Raw genomic sequence first — 22,346 nt, 5'->3', positions numbered from 1 at the left:
CATGAGAAAAGAGACTGAGTGCAATTCTCAGTCTCTTTTTTGTTGGACCATTTGTTTATAAAATAGCTTCATGAGTTCGGTAAATAGTTCATCTAATTGAACAAAAGAATGATGGAGGATCGGACGAGCAAAAATAAACGAAAGCCGATCAACGACATTTAACGGGCTGAGCGGGAGCAACTCCACTTCCTTTTCCCAATGGCATACGTCACTTACTGCTCGTTCATTGAGCCAATGTAGCGCACATAAAAAGTAGCTAATCCCTCGAACCATTCCGTCTTTTGCTTTGTTCCCTTGACGAGTTGCAAACAACGGAGCAAGCCCACGTTTTTCTTCCTCCCAAAGCTGAAATATAGCGGGAAGCGACTGCTCTTTCCGTTGCCACGGCTTCTCCTCTTGTGTCATATCATAATAAAACGGCACATGCTTCATCATCAGCGGAAACGTTTGAAACGTAGGAATATTAATGGAATCGGTCGAAAAAAAGAGCGGATGTTGAAACGTTTTTGGAACGATCATTTACATCTTCCCTTTCATTCGTTTTTTTCCTTCTCGACAAAGATGCAGCAGTGGACAAACGTCGCATTTCGGCGATTGTGCTTTACAATGATAGCGTCCAAAAAAAATAAGGCGATGATGGGTCACCGACCATTCTTCCTTTGGAATTTTTTTCATTAGCGTTTCTTCTACTTCTAACACGGAATCTTTCCAACGACAAATGCCAAGCCGTTTACTCACTCGTTCGACATGCGTATCGACAGCAATAGCAGGAACGCCGAATGCAACAGATATGACAACGTTCGCTGTTTTTCGGCCGACACCCGGGAGCTTCATTAGTTCATCGCGACTTTTTGGTACTTCCCCATTATATTGCTCAATTAATATACGACATAGTTGCTGAATGTTTTTTGCTTTATTGCGATATAGTCCGATCGAACGTATGTCTTGTTGAAGCTCTTCTAGCGGAACAGACACGTAATCTTTTGGTGTTTTATATTTCTCAAATAGTTGCTTCGTCACTTTATTGACGAGCGCATCTGTACATTGCGCCGATAAAACAACGGCGATTAATAGTTCAAACGGATTGCGATGAACGAGCTCACAATGAGCGTTTGGAAACATGTTTGCAATCTCATCTAAACAATAGCGAATTTGTTGCTTCGTTAACATGTAACCATCCTTTCTACGACTGTTCAAGCCAATTATAAATCGGAACGGTTGGTTTATATGGTTGCTCTTGCTTCACTTGATTTTTACGAAACTTCTTTGCATGTTGTTGTGCTTGTTCAATTGTTTTAATCCCATTCTTTTTCCATTCGAATAAAATACGGTCGATATAACGGAAATTTAGTTTTCCCGACAATACCGCCTCACGTAGCGCCGCTTTAATGATTACGGGGTCGTGTTCGTCTTGATCCATCCACATCGCTAGCGTTTCACACTCCATTGGGGAAAGCGGACGACCGAATTCATGTTCAAAAACGGTATACAATTGTTCTTCTTGCTCTTCTTCTTGTTTCTTGCCTTGAAAAACAGCACGAATGAGCTTTTCCCAAAGCGGATCAAGCGAGTAACATTCGCTATGGATGTTGTTATCCATTCGCTCTTCAATAGACAAAAATCCCTTTTGTACAAGCTTTCGCAGTTGTTGCATGCACATTTCAGAAGAAATGGTCATACGCGCAGCAATTTCATCTGGGGTTGGAAATGACGTTCCTTGTTCAAGAAACGAATGGATGTGTAACAATAACATAAACTCTGTTTCATTTAATCCAAGCGCTTTATAGTTCGTTAATAATAACCGTGGAATGGCCACACTTCCTTCACGAAAAAAGCGAATCATTTCATTATCCATGTCAAACACCTCACGCTCTATTATATCATAAAACAAATCCCCCATGTGAGCACGGGGGATTTCATCATTATGGATATAAACGATTAAGTAAACGTGGAAACGGAATCGTTTCACGAACGTGTTCGACACCACAAATCCAGGCGATAGTCCGCTCAAGTCCTAGTCCGAAACCTGAATGTGGCACAGAACCGTATTGGCGAAGCTCTAAATACCATTTATATGCATCAAGCGACAATTGGTGTTCTTCTAACCGTTGTTTTAATAAATTGTAGTCGTGAATGCGCTCTGAACCGCCAATAATTTCTCCGTATCCTTCTGGAGCAATTAAATCCGCGCAAAGAACGACTTCTGGGCGATTTGGATCTGGCTGCATATAAAACGGCTTTAATGTCGTTGGATAATGTGTAATAAATACCGGTTTATCAAAACTTTCCGCAATCGCTGTTTCATGTGGCGCACCGAAGTCATCGCCCCATTGAATGTCGTCAAATCCTTTCTCATGAAGAAGCTGAATCGCTTCATCATACGTAATGCGCGCAAATGGCGGCTTGACATTTTCGAGCTTAGACGTATCACGACCGAGCGTTTTAAGCTCTAGTTGGCAATTTTTCAATACGGACTGCACAATATGAGAAACGTATTGTTCTTGTACTTGTAAGTTATCTTCAAATTGATAAAACGCCATCTCCGGCTCAATCATCCAAAACTCAATTAAATGACGACGAGTTTTGGATTTTTCCGCGCGGAACGTTGGACCGAACGAAAATACTTTGCCAAGTGCCATCGCTGCTGCTTCCATATATAGTTGTCCACTTTGTGAAAGATACGCATCTTCATCAAAATATTTCGTATGGAACAATTCTGTCGTTCCTTCTGGCGCACTTCCTGTTAAAATTGGTGGGTCCACTTTCACAAAGCCGTTTTCATTGAAAAATTCATACGTGGCGCGAATGACTTCGTTACGAATTTTCATAATCGCATGTTGGCGCTTCGAGCGAAGCCATAAATGGCGATGATCCATTAAAAATTCAATACCATGTTCTTTTGGTGTAATCGGATAATCAACAGCCATATGAATAAGTTCAATGTTTGTGACAGATAGCTCATATCCAAACGGTGAACGATTATCTTCACGCACAATACCTGTGACATATAGCGAACTTTCTTGTGTTATGCTTTTTGCCGATTGAAATACGTCTTCACTTACTTGTGCTTTTTCTACAACTCCTTGAATAAAGCCTGTGCCATCGCGCAACTGTAAAAAAGCGATTTTTCCACTTGACCGTTTATTCGCAAGCCAAGCGCCAATCGTTACTTCTTGCCCTACATATTTATGTACTTCTGCAATCGTCGTTTTCACAAAAATTCCCTCCAAAGACGTTCAACTGTTATGTACATCATCAATATTATACATTTCGACAAAAAAACGCAAGATGATCGTTCTTACACGTAAAGAAAAGGCTAGTCATATCGACTAGCCGCGCGTTTTTTCATTGACAAATGTTGCGATACGGTCGAGCGCCTGATGAAGTAACTCGAGCGACGTCGCATATGATAAGCGTACGTTGTTTGGTGCACCAAATCCTGAACCAGGGACGAGTGCAACTTTTGCTTCTTCAAGCAACGCTTCGACAAACGCATCGACACTTTCGTATCCCGTCATTGTTGCCGCTTCTTTTGCATTTGGGAACAAATAAAATGCACCTTGTGGCTTGACACACGAAAAACCAGGAATTTGAATAAGGCGATCGTAAATAATATTTAACCGTTCTTCAAACGCTTGCCGCATTTGTTCGACTGGATCTTGAGACCCGCTATATGCAGCAATGGCAGCATATTGGGCAATCGATGTTGGGTTTGACGTGCTATGGCTTGCTAAATCTGTCATCGCACGAATAATATCGGCATCTCCTGCTGCATAGCCAATGCGCCATCCTGTCATGGAATGTGACTTCGACACTCCGTTAATGATAATCGTTTGTTTTTTCAATTCAGGTGAGAGTTGGGCAACAGAAACATGTTCGTGTCCACCATAAACGAGTTTTTCATAAATTTCATCAGAAACAATCAGCACATCATGTGCCAAACATACTTCACCGAGCGCTTGTAGCTCTTCTTTCGTATAAATGACGCCCGTTGGATTGCTTGGTGAGTTAATAATGACTGCTTTCGTGCGATCTGTAATCGCTTGTTTCAATTGCTCCGGTGTAATTTTAAACTCATTTTGTTCAAGCCCTTCAACATATATCGGCACTCCACCTGCTAGTTTCACTTGTTCCGGATAGCTCACCCAATACGGTGTTGGAATAATGACTTCATCGCCTTCGTCTAAAATGACTTGAAATAGCGTGTAAAGGGCATGTTTCGCTCCGACACATACAATAATTTCTGACGGTTTATAGTCAAGTTGTTGGTCTTGCTGAAATTTTTTAATAATCCCTTCTTTGAGTGTTGCTAATCCACCAGATGGCGTATATTTCGTATGTCCATCGTACATCGCTTTCACAGCCGCTTCCATAATGTGTTGCGGCGTATTAAAATCTGGTTCACCGGCGCCAAGCCCAATGACATCGTACCCTGCTGCTTTTAGTTCTTTCGCTTTCGCTGTAATAGCAAGCGTTGATGATGGCGTTAATGATGCAACGCGCTTCGCTAACTTCATGAATCCTTCCCCCTCGCAAAATGATATCTTTTCAAAAAGGCCCCGTCTTCAAAACGAACGTAATAAAACGAATAACGGTCTCGTTCGTCAATATATGTAATTTCCCATAGCGGGACCTCTTTTTCCATTCCTAATTTCACTGATACGACCGCTTCTGGTTGGTACGGTTGTACGGAAGAAAGCGCTTGTTGTTTCGTAATACCTTCTGAAGCCTTTCGAACATCAACCACTCTTCCTTTTTCCGTCACCCATGCAATCATTTGTTCACCTTTATCATTTTTGCCTATGACGATGACGTATACATCGCTACCTCGATACGTATACACATCCGTCACTTCGACAATTCCCTTTTTCTCCACCTGCTTCATTGCACGTTGTTCACTTTCGTTTTTAGACGATATCGCATCGCTATATGCGTCGATGTATAGGAATAAAGCGGCGAACAACACGCATACGAAGGCAATGACTATTTTTTTCACCTTCATCCCTTCTTACGTTCGATAAATGGTAAACACAGCCTTTTCTTTATTTTCTTCATCAAGTGCTAGTCCGAACATTAAATCTTTTTCTTTTAACGTTCGGTTCAAACAATCAACAATTTTGTATAAGTCCGATGAGTATTCAACTTTTACAGTTGCTAATACTTCGATTTTGCTCTCCACGACCCGATCCTCCATGTGCACAAATTTTGTTACTTATATCGTTTATCATGAACGGAAACAATACACTTACACACCGATTTCGGTGTGTAAACATCTTCATTGTAGCAACGATTTCCTACATTGGTCAATTTGAATTAAAAAAATTCCTATCGTACACACCGCGGGCCGAACGTTGGCCCTTTTTTAAAATGTCATGACATCGTATTCCTCTAAGTTGCACTTTACTACAATCACACCAAAACGATTTGTCTCATAACAATCGATCCAGGCCGCATACAATCGCTCAAGCAAACGTTCACTCGGCCAGCTACCATGCTTTTTGAAAATGATTGCTACTTGTGGGTCGACATGTTTTAAAAAAGACGTCCGCGGATAGTCATTTATACCAAAATGGGCAATTTTCAATATGTTTACGTCATGAAGCGGCATGGTCATCAATTTTCGCTCGACATTATTATCAGCGTGCGCCATATATAAAAGGCGGAGCTGACCGTATTGAAGGGACATCGTTACATCCCCATCGGCTATATAGAGTGGCTGTATCCGAAAATGCGGGAAAGGTTCATATACTTTTTGTTCTTTCCATTCATTCACTATTTTCGGGCCATACGTTTGTTCAATCCATTTGACATTGCCGACATATTCTTGATCATCACTCGTTAGCAAAAGTTCATCGATTTCAGCAATATGGAAATGCTCAAACCATCTTTTTAGTTCTCGCTCCGTATGCGGGGCCCCTGTATTTAACAATACCGTTTTTCCGCTTGCATGTTTAAATAACGTCGCTTCTCCGTTGCTAAGTGGCAAAAACATAATGGCCATTTCCTCTTCTTCAAGCATCATATCAATTTTTTGAATGTGCTCTCCTACCGTTGAAGGATGCATGAAACTGCTTAATACAAAAAAGAATAGCATCCATTGCAAAATGTTCACTCCCTTCATCTACATCTTTTATCTTTCACTGATAAAGGGAATTTTATAGCCACTCATTAACATGTTGTAAAAGTTCGGCAAGCGGCGCATGATATACCCGAATAGGTGGAAGAGATTGCAAAAAATATTTACTGTACGATGCTGTTAACAATCGCTGATCTAAAACGAAAATCATTCCTCGATCTTCTTTTGTACGAATTAATCGTCCAAATCCTTGTTTAAAGCGCAAAATCGCTTGTGGCAACGATAAATCGTAAAACGGATTGCCTCCTTTGGCGCGAATATAATCGCTTTTCGCTTTCATGACCGGATCATCTGGTGGAGCAAATGGTAGCCGAACAATGACGACGCATGTCACTTCATTTCCAGGGAGGTCTACCCCTTCCCAAAAGCTACTTGTGCCAAATAAAATCGCTTGTTCAAATTGCTGAAAATGGCGCGTTAACTTCGCTGCATTACCTCCACTTACTCCTTGAGCAAGTAACACAAATGATTGCTCGTCATTGAGCTGTTTTACGAAGGTATACGTTTGTTTCAATAGCTCATATGAAGTAAACAATACAAGCATGCGCCCTTTTGTATGTTCAGCGATACGAATAATTTGCTGAGCGGCATGTTCAGCATATTGTTCAACTGCAACCGCAGGAAACGTTGGCAAGTCTGTTGGCACCATCAGTGCGGCTTGTTTTTCATACGAAAATGGTGACGGAATGATGCGTGTAAACGGATAAAAATCATCAAGACCAAGCCGAGCAATCATAAACGAGAAACGATTGTTTGTCGTTAACGTTGCTGAAGTTAAAATAACACTCCGCTTACGTGAAAATAATTGCTCAGCAAAAAAATGGGCTAAATCGAGCGGCTGTGAAATGACTGTGATCGCATTTACAGCGGCTTTCGCATCTACTTCTAGCCAGCGAACAATATCATCGTCGTCGCTCGTTAATAAATGTTGTAACGTCGATAAAACGTCAATAAACGTTGTAAAAGGTTTCCTCTCTTCTTTTGGAATATCGTCTATCATTTGCGACAATTGTTGCACGGTGCTCATAATGCGCATAAGCAATTCAATTGTTCCGTTCCATTCTTTCCCATACTCTTTCCACGGAACAAAGCGATAGCGAATACGTCCATTTCCTTTTTGTCGACGTAATACATAATAGCGAAGAGATTGAAATAGTTGATTCAGTTCATATTCAAGGTCTCCTAGAAACGAGCGGAGTGCACCCATTTTGTGCATCATAGCAACGTCGTTCATTCGTGTCCACAGTAGACGAACGTACTCATATGACACGTGCCTTCCGAAAAAATGAGCAGCCACATCTTCTAAATGATGAGCCTCATCAATGATGAGTCGTTCATACGGTGGGAGAAAGTTTTCGTCAGCAGTTAAATCATGCATAACGAACGAATGGTTTGTAATAATGATATGCGCATGTTTTGCTTGTTCTTTGGCACGAACAAAAAAATCGTATTCCTCATTCGTGTCATCGCTATACACATCTTCCCAAAATAACGTACCTCCCGCAGTTAAGTTTAGTTCATCGACGTCACCTGTCTCTGTTTCTGTTAGCCAGACGAGCAATTGACATTTTGTTAAAGCAATGTCGTAGTTCGTATCTATATCGTCTAACGTACGAGCAAATTTTTTTACGCTGATATAATTTCGTTTGCCTTTCAAAACAGCTGTTGTAAATGAAAAAGGAACAAGCTGTGTGACCCTCGGTAATTCTTTTTCAATCATTTGTTTTTGCAACTGGAGCGTATGTGTGCTAATGACGACAGGTTGCTGTTGCTTTACCGCATAAAAAACGGAAGGAAGTAAGTACGCCATCGTTTTTCCAATGCCTGTTCCCGCTTCAATGAGTGCATGTTGACACGTTTGTAACGCGTAGTCGACGTCTTCCATCATTTGTTTTTGTCCATCTCGATATTCAAATGGCGAAGCAAATGGGTTTGTCGCAAGCCATTGTGAAAAAGATGGAATATGTTTACGGTAGTCAGTTCGTTTTGGCGAAAACCATTTTTTTAAAGCGACCCCTTCATATTCAATCGTTTCTTCGTTCTGCTGAAGAGAGCGTTCTTTTTTAGTGATGTATTGATCTAAAAGAGCAGTTAACTCACTCTTTAGCGCTTGACTGTGTCGGCGCAGTTGTTTTAATGTCACAAGCGGTAAACGAGATAGCTTATGCAGTAAAAAAAGAAGCAGTTGGGCTGTCGCTTCTGCGTCGCAATCTGCTTGATGAGGACGATCATGTGCAAGCGACAACGCTTCAGCTAAATGATTCAACTTATAGCTTGACTGTGTCGGCATAAGAAAACGGGCGAGCTCCACCGTATCTAAAAGCCGACATGTCGGCGGTTGTATGCCGCTTCGAATAAACTCCTCTTGTAAAAATGCCCAGTCGAAATGAACGTTATGCGCTACGAAATAAGCTCCTTTCCATTTTTCAACAAGCATTGGGGCAATATAGTGAAACGGCGGAGCATCATGCACCATCGTATGATCAATGCCCGTTAACTGTTGAATAAAAGGAGGAATGTCTCGCTCTGGCTGAATAAATGTTGAAAAACTTTCGCAAACTTTGTCGCCCTCGATGACGACAAAACCAATTTGAATGATGCGATCTTCTTTTTTCGGGGCATTTCCTGTCGTTTCAATATCGACGACGACAAAGCGATCATTCATCTTTTTTCACCTCACATCTGTGTAACAAACAAAAAGAGGCGGCATGGCTCCCGTTATAAAACGGTCGCCGCCGGCTCTTGTACGATGAGTTCTTTAATGCGGTTATGCTCGTCCATAATCGCAATTTTCGGGCGGTGAGACGCCAATTTTTCTTCTGGTACGAGTACGTATGAGATGACGATAATAATGTCATCTTTTTGAACAAGACGAGCTGCCGCTCCATTTAAACAAAACACACCGCTTCCTCTTTCACCAGGAATAATATATGTTTCGAATCGTGCTCCATTATTATTATTTACAATTTGCACTTTCTCATTTGGAACCATCCCAACTGCATCTAAAATATCTTCATCAATTGTAATGCTACCAACATAATTTAAATTCGCTTCCGTCACACGAGCACGATGAATTTTAGCGTTCATTAATGTACGGAACATGGTGTTGCCTCCTTATTGTACGTTCATAACGATATTATCAATCAAACGAGCGTTTGTAAACCGTACAGCGAGCGCAAGGATGATCTTTCCTTGTAACGTCTCGAGTGGCTTTAGCTCTGGGTAAGAGTAAATTTCAACGTAATCAATGACACCGTTTGTATGTTGTTCAATATGATGCACAATCGCTTGTCGTACCTTCTCTACGTCGCGTTCTCCGGCTTCGATAAATGCTTTTCCTCTTTGTAAAGCCGCATATAACGCAGGCGCTTCTTTTCGCTCTTGCTCGCTTAAATACACATTACGTGAACTTTTCGCCAGTCCATCGTCTTCACGCACTGTCGGAACAGCAACGAGTTCAATCGGAAAATGGAAATCGCGAATAAGCCCATCGATGACCGCCACTTGTTGCGCATCTTTCATTCCAAAATATGCACGATGTGGCATGACAATATGAAACAGTTTCGTCACAACCGTTGCGACCCCGTCAAAGTGTCCTGGGCGAGATTTGCCACAAAGTACATCGACGCGCTCATGCACCTTCACTGTTACCGACGGCTTATGCGGATACATTTCACGAACGGACGGGTAGAAGACGATGTCAACACCCGCCCGTTTAGCTATTTCATGGTCGCGTTCAAAATCGCGTGGATAACGTTCAAAATCTTCATTCGGTCCAAATTGAAGCGGGTTGACGAAAATGCTTAAAACAACAAAATCATTCTCCTCCCGCGCTCGCTTTAGTAACGCAACGTGTCCTTCGTGCAAGTAGCCCATCGTTGGCACGAAACCGATCGTTTTTCCTTTTTGCCGTTCGGCTAACATACAGGCTTGCATCTGTTCGATTTTTTCGATTGTAATCACGATTGTTTCCCTCCGTATAACGCTAGCCATTGTTGTTCGTTCATCGTAAACGATTGCTCATCGCTTGGAAATTGGCGCATTTTTACGTCAGCTACATACTCCGCTAGCGCTTGTTGCATCGTTTGTTGTACGTTCACATATTGTTTAACAAACCTCGGTACACGTTCTACCCCATATCCGAGCACATCATGATAGACGAGCACTTGTCCATCCGTACCGACTCCCGCCCCGATACCGATCGTTGGAATTGTCAATTGCTTCGTGATCGCTTCACCAAGTTGTTTCGGTACACATTCTAAAACGAGTGCGATCGCTCCAGCCTGTTCACATGCTTTTGCTTCTTGTATAAGACGCCGAGCACTTTCGGCATCTTTTCCTTGTACTTTATATCCACCTAGCACGCCGACCGATTGTGGTGTTAAACCGAGATGAGCAACAACAGGCACGCCTGCTTCTGTTAAAGAAGAAATGACTTGTAATACAGAACCTGCCCCTTCGACTTTTACAGCATTTGCACCTGATTGTTGCATGATTGCTTTCGCATGTTGTAACGCATCAGAAAGCGTGCTATACGACATAAACGGCATATCTGTAACGATAAACGTATTTGGTGCGCCACGTCGAACAGCTTTCGTATGATGAATCATATCTTCCACTGTCACAGGGATCGTCGAGTCGTATCCTAATACGACCATTCCGAGCGAATCGCCAACTAAAATCATATCAACACCGGCTGCCTCAGCAAGCTTCGCTGATGGATAATCGTAAGCCGTCAGCATGACAATTGGCTCATGATTTTTTTTCATGTTTAAAAAATCTAATTTCGTTTTCATATACATCCTCCTCTCAATATGCAGAGGAAATGGATAAAAAAAGCCTTCTTTCTGCCAAAATAGAGAAAGAAGGACTTTTTGTTTTGCTCCATCCCTCTGTCCCCGTCCGGTTGATCGGATCAAGGCAGAAATGATCGTCAATATGTCGTATGCGTGGTGCAGTTCTTATGAAGATACTGCCCAATTTCAACCGCTTTCATTTTAACAAATATTTCGAAATTTTCCTACTGTTTTTTTATTTCAATATCTGCTGAGTAAATGTAATGAATTGCTCCATCTTCGGTTTGCACTTTTAATGTACCCGAATCTGTAATTCCAAGTGCCACACCGCGAATTGCCCCATTTAGCGTACGCGCTACAATTTGCTGACCAATCGTGACTGCATAACCTTCCCACAACAGTTTAATCGGTAGAAAGCCGTGTTGTAAATATTGTCCGTATAGCTGTTCTAATTTTTGTAACAATGTTTGAACGATTTTCGGACGGTGAAACGTTCGTCCTGTTTCAAGCGCCAGAGACGTCGCAATCGGGGCAATATCATTTGGAAACTGTTTTTGATTGACGTTCATGCCGATGCCGACGATGACTGCCCGTACTTGATCGGGATCGGCTTGCAATTCTGTTAAAATGCCAGCGACTTTTTTGCCATTGACTAATATATCGTTCGGCCATTTAATATCCGGTATGATGTTTGTTTCTTCTTGAATTGCTTCGGCAACCGCAACAGCAACTAAAAGCGTCAGCTGAGGCGCTTGTTGCGGTGGAATAGACGGGCGCAAAATTAAACTCATCCAAATCCCTGTTCCTTTCGGCGAATGCCATGACCGGTTTAAGCGTCCTCTTCCTGCCGTCTGCTCCTCGGCAATGACAATCGTTCCTTCTTCGGCGCCTTCGTGGGCAAGTTGATGAGCTAATTGTTGCGTTGAGGGCACGCTTTCTTGATCATATACGTTCCAACCAAAACGTTTCGTTTTTAATCCGAGTTGGATCTCATTTGCGTTCAGTTTATCAGGCATTTGTTTTAAACGATAGCCAAGCCTGCGAACGGCTTCAACTTCAAATCCTTCTTTTCTTAAGTCTTCGATATGCTTCCAAACAGCTGTTCTTGAGCAACCAAGCTGCTCACTAATTTTTTGCCCGGACAAAAATGTTCCATCTGCTTCTGTAAATAGTTTCAACAGTTGTTTTCTCGTCTCTGATTGCACACCGCCCACTCCTTTAGCTTCTCTTTCTCATTTTCCACTTTACGATGCAGTACGGCACGCTCGATATTTTCAATCACTGTGGCTAACCATGGACCAGCTTTTCGTTCAAATAGAGTCAGTAAATCGTTTCCATTAATCGCAAGCTCTTTGCGATTGCGAATAGGTAACGCCTCCCACCGTTTTAATAACAGATGCACATGCGGCTCATCATGTTTAAATGCTGCGCGTATGCGCTCGATATGTGGAATGTATGGTCCATACTCATACAATGTATCAACTGTCCAATCCGAAAGCGAACGAATATGTTCGAGCGCCTTTAAACAAATCAAAACGTCACGAATGAAGTGGTTTGGTAGTTTCCATTTTTTCAGTTCTTTTTGATGAAAATGGACGACAAATGCAAATCGGGCCCATGCTTCCGTGCGATGAGTTGGCACAATGGAATAGGTAGCTAGTTGAGCAAGCTCCTTTTTTTTCGTAGCAAGCTCTGGCAAATAACAAAATAAATTCGTTTCGATTAAGAGATCAATTGCTTTTGACATAAACGGACCGAGCAGCAATTTTTCAAATTCAACGGCGATGCGCTCAACAGCAATATGTTGCAATAAATGTCCGTATTGTATAATGGCTTGTTTTGTCTTTGTAGATAAAGAAAAGCCGAGTTGGCTGACAAACCGAAGCGCTCGCATCATCCGTAACGCATCTTCGTTAAAGCGCTCCGCAGCATCGCCAACCGTTTCAATGATGCGCTGCTTCAACGCTTCCGTTCCCCCAAACGGATCGATGATGTCACCGTGCTCATTCATCGCGATGGCATTCATCGTAAAATCGCGTCGCTGCAAATCTTCATAAAGGGAGCTGACGAACGTGACATCTTTCGGCCTTCGATAATCTTCGTAACGTCCTTCTTTTCGAAATGTTGTCACTTCATATGAAACGCCACGCTCGATAACTATCACCGTTCCGTGCGCAATACCGACAGGAACGGTTTTCGGAAAGATGGACATTACTTCTTGTGGATGGGCAGATGTCGCAATATCAATGTCACCGATCGGTCTTTGTAGTAAATAGTCACGAACCGCCCCACCGACAAAATACGCTTCATGTCCATGACGTTTTAATGTTTCAATGACAGACAGCGCCTGTTGAAATTGTTCGTTCATCATTCATCCCCTTTAAGTTGAAAATAAATATGTTCATATTGTGCCACGATTTTCTCAGAATAAAATTTTTCATACACGGTTTCACACGCCTTTTGTCCCATCGTTTGACGAAGAGCTTCATCCGTTAATAAACGAAGTGTTTGACGTGCCGCATCGTTGATATCACCGAGCGCACATAAAAAGCCGTTTTTTCCATCCTCAATGACTTCGGGAATGCCGCCAATCGCCGTGCCAACGCAAGGCACATGACATGCCATCGCCTCAAGTAAAACAAGACCGAAGCTTTCCTTTTCTGACAATAATAATTTCACATCACTAATCGAGTACAAGTCCGCTAAATTTTCTTGTTTCCCTAAAAAGCGAACATATTCGCATAGTTTCAATTCTTTCACGAGACGACAAACGACTGTCATTTCTGGTCCATCACCGACAAGGAGTAATTTCGCAGGGACTTGTTTCACAACGAGCGCAAACGTACGGACGACATCGCATACCCGCTTTACTTTTCTAAAGTTCGACACATGAATAACTACTTTTTCATGCGGGGCGATGCCGTATTGCCGACGGAGTTCATCATTTCGCCGTTTGCTGTATACACGTTCGTCAACAAAGTTATACACCGTTTGAATCGGCTTTTGCACATCAAGTAGTTCATACGTTTGAATAGCTAATGCATTGGATACGGCTGTGACAACATCGGATTGTTCGATACCAAATTTAATTAAGTCACTTAATGACGGATCGTACCCGAGCACAGTAATATCTGTACCATGTAGCGTCGTCACAATTTTTAAATGATCACCGACCATTTGTTTTGCTAAAAAGGCGCAAAGGGCGTGCGGAACAGCATAGTGGGCGTGAATGATGTCAAGTTGCTCCCGCTTCGCCACTTCTGCAATTTTACTTGCCAATGCCAAATCGTATGGCGGATATTGAAATACAGAATACGGATTCACTGTCACTTCATGATAATAAATGTTCGGATACACTTTATTGAGTCGAAATGGAATGCTTGATGAAATAAAGTGAATATCATGACCACGTTCAGCAAGCATTTTTCCTAATTCCGTCGCAACGACCCCAGAGCCGCCGACTGACGGATAACAAACGATTCCTATTTTCAGTTTCATTTTTCTTCCCCTAACAAATCTTGTGCAAGTATAATTGGTTTTTTTGTCATAAATCCTTCCGCAAACGAGACGCCAACTTCTTTGCCAAATAATCGTTCGCGGCTTTCAACGGTTTCAATATATCCGTTCGTTAACGGCGTGTCAACTGAATCGCTCATTCGATCGAATTGGCTTTCGTATGCCTGTAAACTCGCTAATTTTTTATCGATTGTATCACTAATATCGACGACAAAATGAGGGCGATGAAATCCGTTAATCATATAAAAATAAACGGCTTGCACGCGATGAGGAGGTAGCTGTTGACCATCTTCATAACGGCGAATGGCAGCTGAAAACACCGCTTCTTCCACTAATCTCGCGCATTGACCATGATCTGGATGGCGATCTTCCCAATATGGTGCAAACACAATATGCGGTCGATATGTACGAATAACGGTCACGATCGGATCAATATGCTCTTTTTGCATGGTTAGTCCACGATCTGGAAGATTGAGCTGTATACGTGTATGAACGCCGAGAATGTCAGCTGCCCGCTTCGCTTCTTGCTGGCGAATATGTACCGTTCCGTTCGATGATAGCTCTGCTAACGTCAAGTCGCATATACCGATGTTATATCCTTGTTGAGCGTATTTCGCAATCGTGCCGCCCATGCCGATTTCAACATCATCGGGATGGGCGCCAAATGCTAACATATGCATTACTTCTTCCCTCGCTTCACAATATTTCGCCATGCAAAATCGCCACGCTCTAAACCGTGTATGAGTACTTCAGCTGTTCCCATGTTTGTCGCTAACGGAATAGCATACACGTCACAAAGACGAATAAGAGCGCTAACATCCGGTTCGTGTGGTTGAGCTGTCAATGGATCGCGGAAGAAAATAACCATATCCATATCGTTATTTGCAATCATCGCACCGATTTGCTGATCGCCTCCAAGTGGACCAGATTGAAAGCGATGAACAGAAAGACCTGTCGCTTCTTGAATGCGCAATCCCGTCGTACCTGTTGCATATAGCTCATGTTCAGCTAAAATATGTTGATAAGCTGTCACAAACTGAACCATATCTTCCTTCTTTTTATCGTGCGCAATTAAAGCAATTTTCAATTCCCTCTCCTCCTTATTCAATTAAATGTTCTAATCCATATACGAGCGTTTCTAGCTTCATCACCGTCTCAACAGAAAAACGAACACCTGACATAAATGATGAACGATGGAACGAATCGTGACGAATTGTCAATGTTTGTCCATCGCCACCAAAAATGACTTCTTGATGTGCTACAAGCCCCGGCAAGCGAACGCTATGAATGCGCATGCCGTCATATAAGGCTCCGCGCGCTCCTTCCATCGTCTCTTTTTCAGCTTCATGCCCTTGTATGAATGAAGGACGTACTTGTTGAATGAGCTGCGCTGTTTTCAACGCTGTACCAGACGGAGCATCAAGTTTTTGATCGTGATGAAGTTCAATGATTTCTACGTGAGGAAAATATTTAGCCGCCATTTGTGCAAATTTCATCATTAAAATTGCACCAATCGCAAAATTTGGGGCAATAATTGCACCAATTTTTTTCTCTTCAGCTACTTGTGTTAAACGTGTTAAATCATCTTCTGTAAATCCTGTCGTACCAACGACTGGTCGAACACCGTAATGCAATGCAATTTCCGCATGACGTTTTCCGACTTCTGGCGTCGTTAAATCGATGAATACGTCCGCTTGCACTGTTTGTAAACATCGCTCTAAATCTGTAAAAATCGGGACTTCAATTGCTGGAAAACCGTCAAGTTGTGCTAACGTTTTTCCTTCGTTTATTCGGTCTACAACAGCGACGAGCTCAAAATGTTTTGTTTCATGAACGAGAGAAACAGCTTCTCGGCCCATTCGTCCACGTGGTCCGGCAATAACAATTCGAATCATCTTCCCTCTTCCTTTCTTGTCCAACGATCGCGATCTCGCGTTTGAAATTTATGCATGACCGTATCATGCGCTTCTTGTAAATCGATACGTAACGAATTCGCCATACATATAAGGACGAACAATAAATCGCCTAGCTCCTCTTGAATTGTTTTTTCTTGTTCGGTTTTCTTTTTTGGTTTTTCTCCGTAATAATGGTTCACTTCACGCGCTAACTCGCCTAATTCTTCTGTTAAACGAGCCAGCATGGCGAGCGGACTAAAATACCCTTCTTTAAACTGTCCAATGTATTCGTCAACTTCATGTTGCATTTGCCGCATCGTTTTTTCCATTGTCTTCACCTCTACATTCATGTTAGCTAAAAGTGGGGCATTTGACAAATGTTTTTGACGGGTGCGATGACATTCCTCTATAATAAAAAACGCAGTCATATTCGAGAGGTGAAGACGATGAAACTAAAAAATGTCGCATTTATTTTACTAGGATCTGCTATTTTTGCGTTTGGACTTGTCCACTTTAATATGGAAAATAAATTAGCGGAAGGCGGATTTACAGGGATTACGCTTCTTTTATACTTTTTGTTTGGCATTGATCCTTCTATCTCAAACTTAGTGCTGAACATCCCACTCTTTTTTATCGGATGGAAATTGCTTGGGCAGACGACGTTTTTTTATACGATTATCGGAACGGTTAGTTTATCTGTATTTCTTTGGATTTTCCAACGGTACGGATTTCACATTCCGCTCAATAACGACCTTACGTTAGCGGCATTGTTTGCTGGTGTGTTTATCGGGGTCGGTCTCGGTATTATTTTCCGCTACGGCGGAACAACAGGCGGTGTCGATATTATTGCGCGGCTCGTATATAAATATAAAAGCATTAGTATGGGAAAAACGATGTTTTTGTTTGACTCATGTGTCATTTTTCTCTCGTTGCTGACGTATTTACCGTACCGTGAAGGCATGTATACGCTCGTTGCAGTGTTTGTCGGGGCGCGCGTGATTGACTTTTTACAGGAAGGAGCATACGCGGCAAAAGGAGCAACCATTATTTCTGAAAAAAGCGATTTAATTTCTGAAAAAATTATGACGGAAATGGAACGAGGGGTTACGATTTTAAAAGGAATCGGCTCTTATACAAAACGCGAACGAGATGTTTTATATTGCGTTGTAGCTAAAAACGAATTATCGCGTTTAAAATCCATTATCACTTCCGTTGACCCATATGCCTTTGTCGCCATTAGCGATGTACACGATGTACACGGTGAAGGATTTACACTAGATGAAAATAAACAACCGCTACATGAATAAAAGCGTCCATCGACGGACGCTTTTATTGTTTATCCTTTATCATTTTTCGTTCTTTTTCCCCATGATATTTTCGCCATCCTACATACGTTAACGTCATAATAATCATGCCACCGATAGACGTCATAACCCACCAAAGTGACGGGAGTGTCATTTCCTTTTTTTCATCAGCAAACAAAGCATGCAAATCTTCTTCCATTTGTCGCAACTCTTTCATTCGCTCTGTTGCATGCAATTGACGAAAAGCAGGAGCTTCTAAAAGAGAAATATGAGCTGATACACGTTGCACTTGTTCACGATCGGCGTTAATTTTTACGCTCGGTTCAATGAGTTGATACCGTTGTAAAAATTGATGAAACGCTTGTTGAAATAGTTGTTCGTCCTCACGTTCCATCGCTTGCTTCATCTTTTCAAATGCTGACATGACAGCGTGTTTCATTTCTTTCCAAAGCGGTTGATGTTTCGTGTGAACAGCATCAACAGCAAGCCGAAATTGCGTCAATTGATTGATTCGTTGTTCCATCGGTACACTCGATGTCGTAACCGCTTTTAATGCTTCTTCGTGCGTAGCCGTTAACACATATATGACATCCATAGAATGAATGTCTTCACGAAATAATGCAAATTGTTTTTCGAAATATTCTAATAACTGCTTTGCTTCTTGCAGGCGATCATTTTTTGTTAGCTGAAGCGCTTCGTCAGAAATTTGATCGAGTTTGTCCCACTCATGTCCGTTTGCATATACGGTATACGGAAATAAAAAAATGATGATAAACATCACGACGAATCGAATGCGCATCTCCTTGTCCCTCCTTACGATCTTACTATTGAATATATGATCGTAAAAAGAGACATAGACCTCGATTTATCGCCGACGCGAAAAAATGTACGCCACCGCAATTGAAACGATGCTTAGCCAAAATGTAAAATAGCCGATTTGTAGCGTATATTGTGCCAACATCCGATATTGCGGCATCATCCCAAACACGTAATCGATGACGTCGTTATGCAATGTCCAAATGGCAGCGATGACAACATGACCAAATGACATGCGATACTGTGGGGCATATAGCACTGCTTGCACCGCCATCGCTCCGTGCGATACAACGAGCATCCATCCCGCCCAACCGAGTTCTCCTGTCACAATAAATACAAGCATATTCATGACAACAGCCCAAATACCGTATTTTACGAGCGTAACAACCGCCAACGCTTCCATGAGCGGCCAATGTGTATGACGAAGCCAGGCGATTACAACAAAAACAAAAAACAAACTTGCTGTTGGGCTATCCGGGACAAACGGAAGAAAAATCGTTGGCGTTTCCGACAACTGTGGTCCATACCATACATAACCATAAATTGTCCCAATGACATTGACGACCAATAATAGCATAAGAAACGAGCGATGCATCAACCAATCACGTATGTATAACATATACCGAACCTCCCATATGTACAAAAAAGCTGACTGATGTTCAGTCAGCTTTCATCAATTATTCTGCTTTTAAACCTGCAACGAATTCTGCAAGCTTTTGTAACTCTTCATCTGTACCTTTGAAAATACCTCCTGGCATGCCGCCTTGACCGTTTTTCGCAATATTAGCAATTTCCTCAGGAGATAATCCTGTGCCGACAAGAGATGGAGCAGCTGGACCACCTTGTAAGTTTTCGCCGTGACATGTTAAGCATGTGTTTGCTTCTAAAATTTTATATCCTTCTGCATTTTTGTCAATTTCTACTTCTGCACGAATTTTTCCTTGCTCAGCAGCCGCTTCCCAGTCGTGCGTGACGACAGATTCCCATGTTAAGAAAATGATTGCAGCGAGCGTAAGCAACATCATACCGACAGCAACTGGGCGCTTCGATGGGCGACGCTCTGGACCACGATCTAAAAACGGTGCAAGCAATAACGCTCCAAACGCGAGTCCAGGAATAACGATCGCTCCGATCACAGTATATGGACCAGATGCAAATGAGTACTTCAATAACTGGTATAAGAATAAGAAGTACCAGTCTGGAAGCGGAATATAACTTGTATCTGTCGGATCCGCAATTCGCTCAAGTGGCGATGGATGTGCGACGGTTAAACATAAAAAGCCGATTAAAAAGACGGAGCCGACCATCCATTCTTTTAATAAAAAGTTCGGCCAAAACGCCTCGGTTTTCCCCGGATATTCGGAATAGTCTTTCGGAATGTTCGGCTTGCGCATGGCAGGCACGCGTGAATCGCCGACAAATTTCATCCCTTTTCCGCGATGCATATCGTTCCCTCCCTTATGCTAAATTTTACAGTGGACCAGAGATACCTTGTTTTCGAATCATTAAAAAGTGTGCAGCCATTAAACCTAATAACGCCCCTGGCAAGAAGAATACGTGAATCGCAAAGAAGCGCGTTAACGTTTGAGCTCCAACGATTTCATGGTGACCTGCCAATAACGTTTTAATCGCTGGACCGATAACTGGTGTCGCTTCAGCAATTTGCAATCCGACTTTTGTCGCAAAGAGCGCTTTCATGTCCCAAGGTAATAAGTAACCTGTGAAGCCAAGACCCATCATAACCATAAAAATAAGTACACCAACGATCCAGTTCAACTCACGTGGCTTTTTGTAAGCACCTTGGAAAAATACGCGCAACGTATGTAAAAACATCATCACAATAACAAGGCTTGCCCCCCAGTGATGCATACCGCGCACAATTTGCCCAAACGCCACTTCGTTTTGTAAGTAATAAACAGATTCCCAAGCGTTTTTAATATCTGGTACGTAATACATCGTTAAAAACATACCAGATAAAATTTGGATAACTGTAACGAAAAACGTCAATCCACCAAAGCAGTAAACAAACGCTGAAAAGTGATGCGCAGGGTTTACGTGCTCTGGCACTTCATGATCTGCGATATCGCGCCACAAAGGCGTAATATCTAACCGCTCATCAACCCAATCGTAAATCTTATTAAGCATGTATTACGCACCCCCTTGTGGTTTCGCTTTTCCTAAATACAACGTGCCGTCTTTCACTTCATATTCATAACGGTCTAGTGGAGCCGGTGGTGGCGTGTTTGGCACGTTCGTTCCGTCCTTTTCGTATAATCCATAGTGACAAGGACAGAAGAAACGGTTTGGATTGCTTTTTTCACCGTTCCAGTTCACCGTACAGCCAAGATGTTTACAGATTGGCGATAGCGCAACGATATCCCCGTTTTCATCTTTAAATACCCAAGCCGATCTTGGCTCTTCTGACTCATACCACGCGTCCTTTACTTTTACTTTGAAGTCGAAGCGCTGTGGTTCTGTCGTAATGTCTTTCACTTGGGCAACCGCAACCATATCTTGCCCAGCTTCTTCTTTTAAGATCGGATCTAAGGCAAAGCGCACCATTGGTGATAAAATACCAGCTGCCATAAATCCGCCTACACCTGTTAACGTGTAGTTTAAAAATTGCCGTCTTGACACGCGATGCTTTTTCTCGCTCATCGTTTTCCCCCCTCTATGCAAAGTTAAGTCCATCCGGACGAATTGTTATAACACATATATAAAACTAGGACAACCTAATGATATATCATGTTTCCATCAAGGTCAATATAATGATAGTGTAAACGCTATCTAATTTTTTAACGTCCATTTTGTAACTAATGCATCCATTACTTGTTCGACTTGTTGGCGCATCACTTTTTGCTTATATGCTTCATCAGCATGTTCAAGCGGTAGCGCTGGTACATACACAAACGATTCATCCGCAATATCCGCATGCGAAGTAACAAAACATATATGTTGAAATCCTGCTTGTTTCAACATGTTTATCCATTCATACACCCGCGCTTGTATTTGTTCTTGCACGAAATATGTGAGTGGCGGAAATAACATCACCCTCCCTTTAAACTGTCGCTCCACTTCATTTGCAATAAACAACGTATGCTCGCTCATTTCAGCAAACGCTTTCATATTTGTGATTCCTATCGGTACACACGGAACGAGCGCGGTATCCACATACTCTTTCGCTTGTTGATACATGTCTACATCTTTTGCTGTCCATTTCATTGAAATCACTCCTTATGTTTCCATATTACACGAAACGCATATGTATTTTTTTGAACGTTTTGTGACAAATATATACCATAGTAAAAAGCGTTGCGAAAACACGAGGTTAGCGCAACGCTTTTAATTGTTCAGTCAGCTCACGAAACTTTTGTTCATCTTGCTGATCAAGCGCCTCGTCAATTAGCCGCATAATTTTTTGACGTTGAAAATGTTGAATCGATTGATGGACGATTGTTTCAACGAGTTGTTCATCTTGTTTATTCACTCGTTTTGGCATGTACGGATTTTCTTCAAGCACCGCCACGTATTGTGGTGAATGGAAAGCGCCACGAAAATTGAGCTGAATGTAAATATCTTCGTCACGATTTAAACGAATGTCGTGAAACGATTTTTCTGCATCTGTCGTGACGACATTTTGCTTGTAAAATCGAAACGGTACATCGTCTACACAATGCGTCGACATCATCATGCCACGCGGACAATATTCCGCATGTTCCACAAAATGCACGTTTTCCATGAGCGCATCATGACTAAGTAAATAGTTTAAAATCCATACACATTCACGCCGTTTCAATTGATAATTGTTTAAAAACCAGCGAACAAACTCTTTCTTCTCCCGAACAGAAACCATTCCCTTCCCCCCTTGCATCCGAATGACAAC

General features: G+C 42.1%; 27 protein-coding genes. 1 reads left to right on the top strand and 26 read right to left on the bottom strand.

All coding sequences use genetic code 11. The features are described from left to right. Positions 1-27: 27 nt before the first annotated feature. The 19 genes from HNQ82_RS01945 to HNQ82_RS01855 form a co-directional block, all read right to left on the bottom strand. Positions 28-519 carry a YpoC family protein gene (locus HNQ82_RS01945; protein WP_183246685.1) on the bottom strand — a complete coding sequence of 164 codons (492 nt, stop codon included), beginning with the start codon at positions 517-519 and terminating at the stop codon, positions 28-30. Further along, the gene (gene nth / locus HNQ82_RS01940; RefSeq protein ID WP_183246683.1) at positions 520-1,170 is read right to left on the bottom strand and encodes an endonuclease III; all 651 of its coding nucleotides are present in this window, start codon (positions 1,168-1,170) and stop codon (positions 520-522) included. Between the two features lie 13 nt (positions 1,171-1,183). Beyond that, positions 1,184-1,855, bottom strand: a complete 672-nt coding sequence (locus HNQ82_RS01935; RefSeq protein ID WP_183246681.1) for a DnaD domain-containing protein — start codon at positions 1,853-1,855, stop codon at positions 1,184-1,186. Between the two features lie 67 nt (positions 1,856-1,922). Then, entirely contained in the window at positions 1,923-3,215 is a 1,293-nt protein-coding gene (gene asnS / locus HNQ82_RS01930) for an asparagine--tRNA ligase (RefSeq protein ID WP_183246679.1), read from the bottom strand. A gap of 114 nt (positions 3,216-3,329) precedes the next feature. Further along, positions 3,330-4,517: a pyridoxal phosphate-dependent aminotransferase gene (locus HNQ82_RS01925; RefSeq protein ID WP_183246677.1), complete on the bottom strand. Its 1,188-nt coding sequence runs from the start codon at positions 4,515-4,517 to the stop codon at positions 3,330-3,332. Continuing rightward, the gene (locus HNQ82_RS01920) at positions 4,514-5,002 is read right to left on the bottom strand and encodes a cell wall elongation regulator TseB-like domain-containing protein (RefSeq protein ID WP_183246675.1); all 489 of its coding nucleotides are present in this window, start codon (positions 5,000-5,002) and stop codon (positions 4,514-4,516) included. Before HNQ82_RS01920 ends, HNQ82_RS01925 begins: the two co-directional genes overlap by 4 nt. A gap of 6 nt (positions 5,003-5,008) precedes the next feature. After that, complete coding sequence (locus HNQ82_RS01915; protein WP_006319505.1) at positions 5,009-5,179, bottom strand: YpmA family protein; 171 nt, start codon at positions 5,177-5,179, stop codon at positions 5,009-5,011. 183 nt (positions 5,180-5,362) lie between these two features. Further along, the gene (locus HNQ82_RS01910) at positions 5,363-6,094 is read right to left on the bottom strand and encodes a ComEC/Rec2 family competence protein (protein ID WP_246348836.1); all 732 of its coding nucleotides are present in this window, start codon (positions 6,092-6,094) and stop codon (positions 5,363-5,365) included. 61 nt (positions 6,095-6,155) lie between these two features. Continuing rightward, positions 6,156-8,801 (bottom strand): ATP-dependent DNA helicase DinG, encoded by a 2,646-nt coding sequence (gene dinG / locus HNQ82_RS01905; protein WP_183246672.1) that lies wholly within the window; start codon positions 8,799-8,801, stop codon positions 6,156-6,158. A 53-nt stretch (positions 8,802-8,854) separates the two neighbouring features. After that, the gene (gene panD, locus HNQ82_RS01900) at positions 8,855-9,238 is read right to left on the bottom strand and encodes an aspartate 1-decarboxylase (RefSeq protein WP_003394601.1); all 384 of its coding nucleotides are present in this window, start codon (positions 9,236-9,238) and stop codon (positions 8,855-8,857) included. Between the two features lie 12 nt (positions 9,239-9,250). Then, entirely contained in the window at positions 9,251-10,099 is an 849-nt protein-coding gene (panC, locus tag HNQ82_RS01895; RefSeq protein ID WP_183246669.1) for a pantoate--beta-alanine ligase, read from the bottom strand. Next, on the bottom strand, positions 10,096-10,932 hold the full coding sequence (panB, locus tag HNQ82_RS01890) for a 3-methyl-2-oxobutanoate hydroxymethyltransferase (RefSeq protein ID WP_183246667.1): 837 nt from the start codon (positions 10,930-10,932) through the stop codon (positions 10,096-10,098). The genes panC and panB overlap by 4 nt, the downstream gene beginning before the upstream one ends. 224 nt (positions 10,933-11,156) lie before the next feature. Continuing rightward, positions 11,157-12,137, bottom strand: coding sequence for a biotin--[acetyl-CoA-carboxylase] ligase (locus HNQ82_RS01885; protein WP_055440628.1), 981 nt, complete (start codon positions 12,135-12,137; stop codon positions 11,157-11,159). After that, positions 12,107-13,300, bottom strand: coding sequence for a CCA tRNA nucleotidyltransferase (locus HNQ82_RS01880; RefSeq protein ID WP_183246664.1), 1,194 nt, complete (start codon positions 13,298-13,300; stop codon positions 12,107-12,109). The genes HNQ82_RS01885 and HNQ82_RS01880 overlap by 31 nt, the downstream gene beginning before the upstream one ends. Continuing rightward, a complete protein-coding gene (gene bshA / locus HNQ82_RS01875) occupies positions 13,300-14,430 on the bottom strand; it encodes an N-acetyl-alpha-D-glucosaminyl L-malate synthase BshA (RefSeq protein ID WP_183246662.1) in 1,131 nt (376 codons plus the stop codon). Before bshA ends, HNQ82_RS01880 begins: the two co-directional genes overlap by 1 nt. Next, entirely contained in the window at positions 14,427-15,161 is a 735-nt protein-coding gene (gene bshB1 / locus HNQ82_RS01870; protein ID WP_246348803.1) for a bacillithiol biosynthesis deacetylase BshB1, read from the bottom strand. The genes bshA and bshB1 overlap by 4 nt, the downstream gene beginning before the upstream one ends. Further along, the gene (gene mgsA, locus HNQ82_RS01865; protein ID WP_032099864.1) at positions 15,128-15,535 is read right to left on the bottom strand and encodes a methylglyoxal synthase; all 408 of its coding nucleotides are present in this window, start codon (positions 15,533-15,535) and stop codon (positions 15,128-15,130) included. Before mgsA ends, bshB1 begins: the two co-directional genes overlap by 34 nt. A 13-nt stretch (positions 15,536-15,548) precedes the next feature. After that, complete coding sequence (gene dapB, locus HNQ82_RS01860) at positions 15,549-16,343, bottom strand: 4-hydroxy-tetrahydrodipicolinate reductase (protein ID WP_183246659.1); 795 nt, start codon at positions 16,341-16,343, stop codon at positions 15,549-15,551. Next, positions 16,340-16,672: a nucleotide pyrophosphohydrolase gene (locus HNQ82_RS01855; RefSeq protein ID WP_183246657.1), complete on the bottom strand. Its 333-nt coding sequence runs from the start codon at positions 16,670-16,672 to the stop codon at positions 16,340-16,342. Before HNQ82_RS01855 ends, dapB begins: the two co-directional genes overlap by 4 nt. Positions 16,673-16,789: 117 nt before the next feature. Here HNQ82_RS01855 and HNQ82_RS01850 point away from each other — a divergent pair, with 117 nt between their 5' ends. Beyond that, the gene (locus HNQ82_RS01850; RefSeq protein WP_343053354.1) at positions 16,790-17,650 is read left to right on the top strand and encodes a YitT family protein; all 861 of its coding nucleotides are present in this window, start codon (positions 16,790-16,792) and stop codon (positions 17,648-17,650) included. 22 nt (positions 17,651-17,672) lie between these two features. Here the strand turns inward: HNQ82_RS01850 and ypjB are convergent, their stop codons facing one another. From ypjB to HNQ82_RS01815, 7 genes are all read right to left on the bottom strand, one after another. Further along, complete coding sequence (ypjB, locus tag HNQ82_RS01845; protein ID WP_183246656.1) at positions 17,673-18,446, bottom strand: sporulation protein YpjB; 774 nt, start codon at positions 18,444-18,446, stop codon at positions 17,673-17,675. A gap of 66 nt (positions 18,447-18,512) precedes the next feature. Further along, positions 18,513-19,082 carry a lipoprotein heptaprenylglyceryl N-acetyltransferase LhaT gene (gene lhaT / locus HNQ82_RS01840; protein ID WP_183246654.1) on the bottom strand — a complete coding sequence of 190 codons (570 nt, stop codon included), beginning with the start codon at positions 19,080-19,082 and terminating at the stop codon, positions 18,513-18,515. A gap of 58 nt (positions 19,083-19,140) precedes the next feature. Next, positions 19,141-19,908, bottom strand: coding sequence for a menaquinol-cytochrome c reductase cytochrome b/c subunit (locus HNQ82_RS01835; RefSeq protein ID WP_183246652.1), 768 nt, complete (start codon positions 19,906-19,908; stop codon positions 19,141-19,143). Positions 19,909-19,933: 25 nt separating this feature from the next. Next, complete coding sequence (gene qcrB / locus HNQ82_RS01830) at positions 19,934-20,608, bottom strand: menaquinol-cytochrome c reductase cytochrome b subunit (RefSeq protein ID WP_006319468.1); 675 nt, start codon at positions 20,606-20,608, stop codon at positions 19,934-19,936. Between the two features lie 3 nt (positions 20,609-20,611). Further along, the gene (locus HNQ82_RS01825) at positions 20,612-21,121 is read right to left on the bottom strand and encodes a Rieske (2Fe-2S) protein (RefSeq protein ID WP_183246650.1); all 510 of its coding nucleotides are present in this window, start codon (positions 21,119-21,121) and stop codon (positions 20,612-20,614) included. Positions 21,122-21,250: 129 nt separating this feature from the next. Beyond that, positions 21,251-21,685 carry a YpiF family protein gene (locus HNQ82_RS01820; protein ID WP_183246648.1) on the bottom strand — a complete coding sequence of 145 codons (435 nt, stop codon included), beginning with the start codon at positions 21,683-21,685 and terminating at the stop codon, positions 21,251-21,253. 106 nt (positions 21,686-21,791) lie between these two features. Then, positions 21,792-22,316, bottom strand: a complete 525-nt coding sequence (locus tag HNQ82_RS01815; protein WP_183246647.1) for a ReoY family proteolytic degradation factor — start codon at positions 22,314-22,316, stop codon at positions 21,792-21,794. Positions 22,317-22,346: the final 30 nt, after the last annotated feature.

It is taken from the genome of Anoxybacillus tengchongensis (genome assembly GCF_014201585.1).
In the GTDB taxonomy this organism is placed as follows: Bacteria; Bacillota; Bacilli; order Bacillales; family Anoxybacillaceae; genus Anoxybacillus; species Anoxybacillus tengchongensis.
The sequence above is the reverse complement of the archived record's forward strand: the minus strand, read 5'-3'. Positions and strand labels throughout refer to the sequence as shown.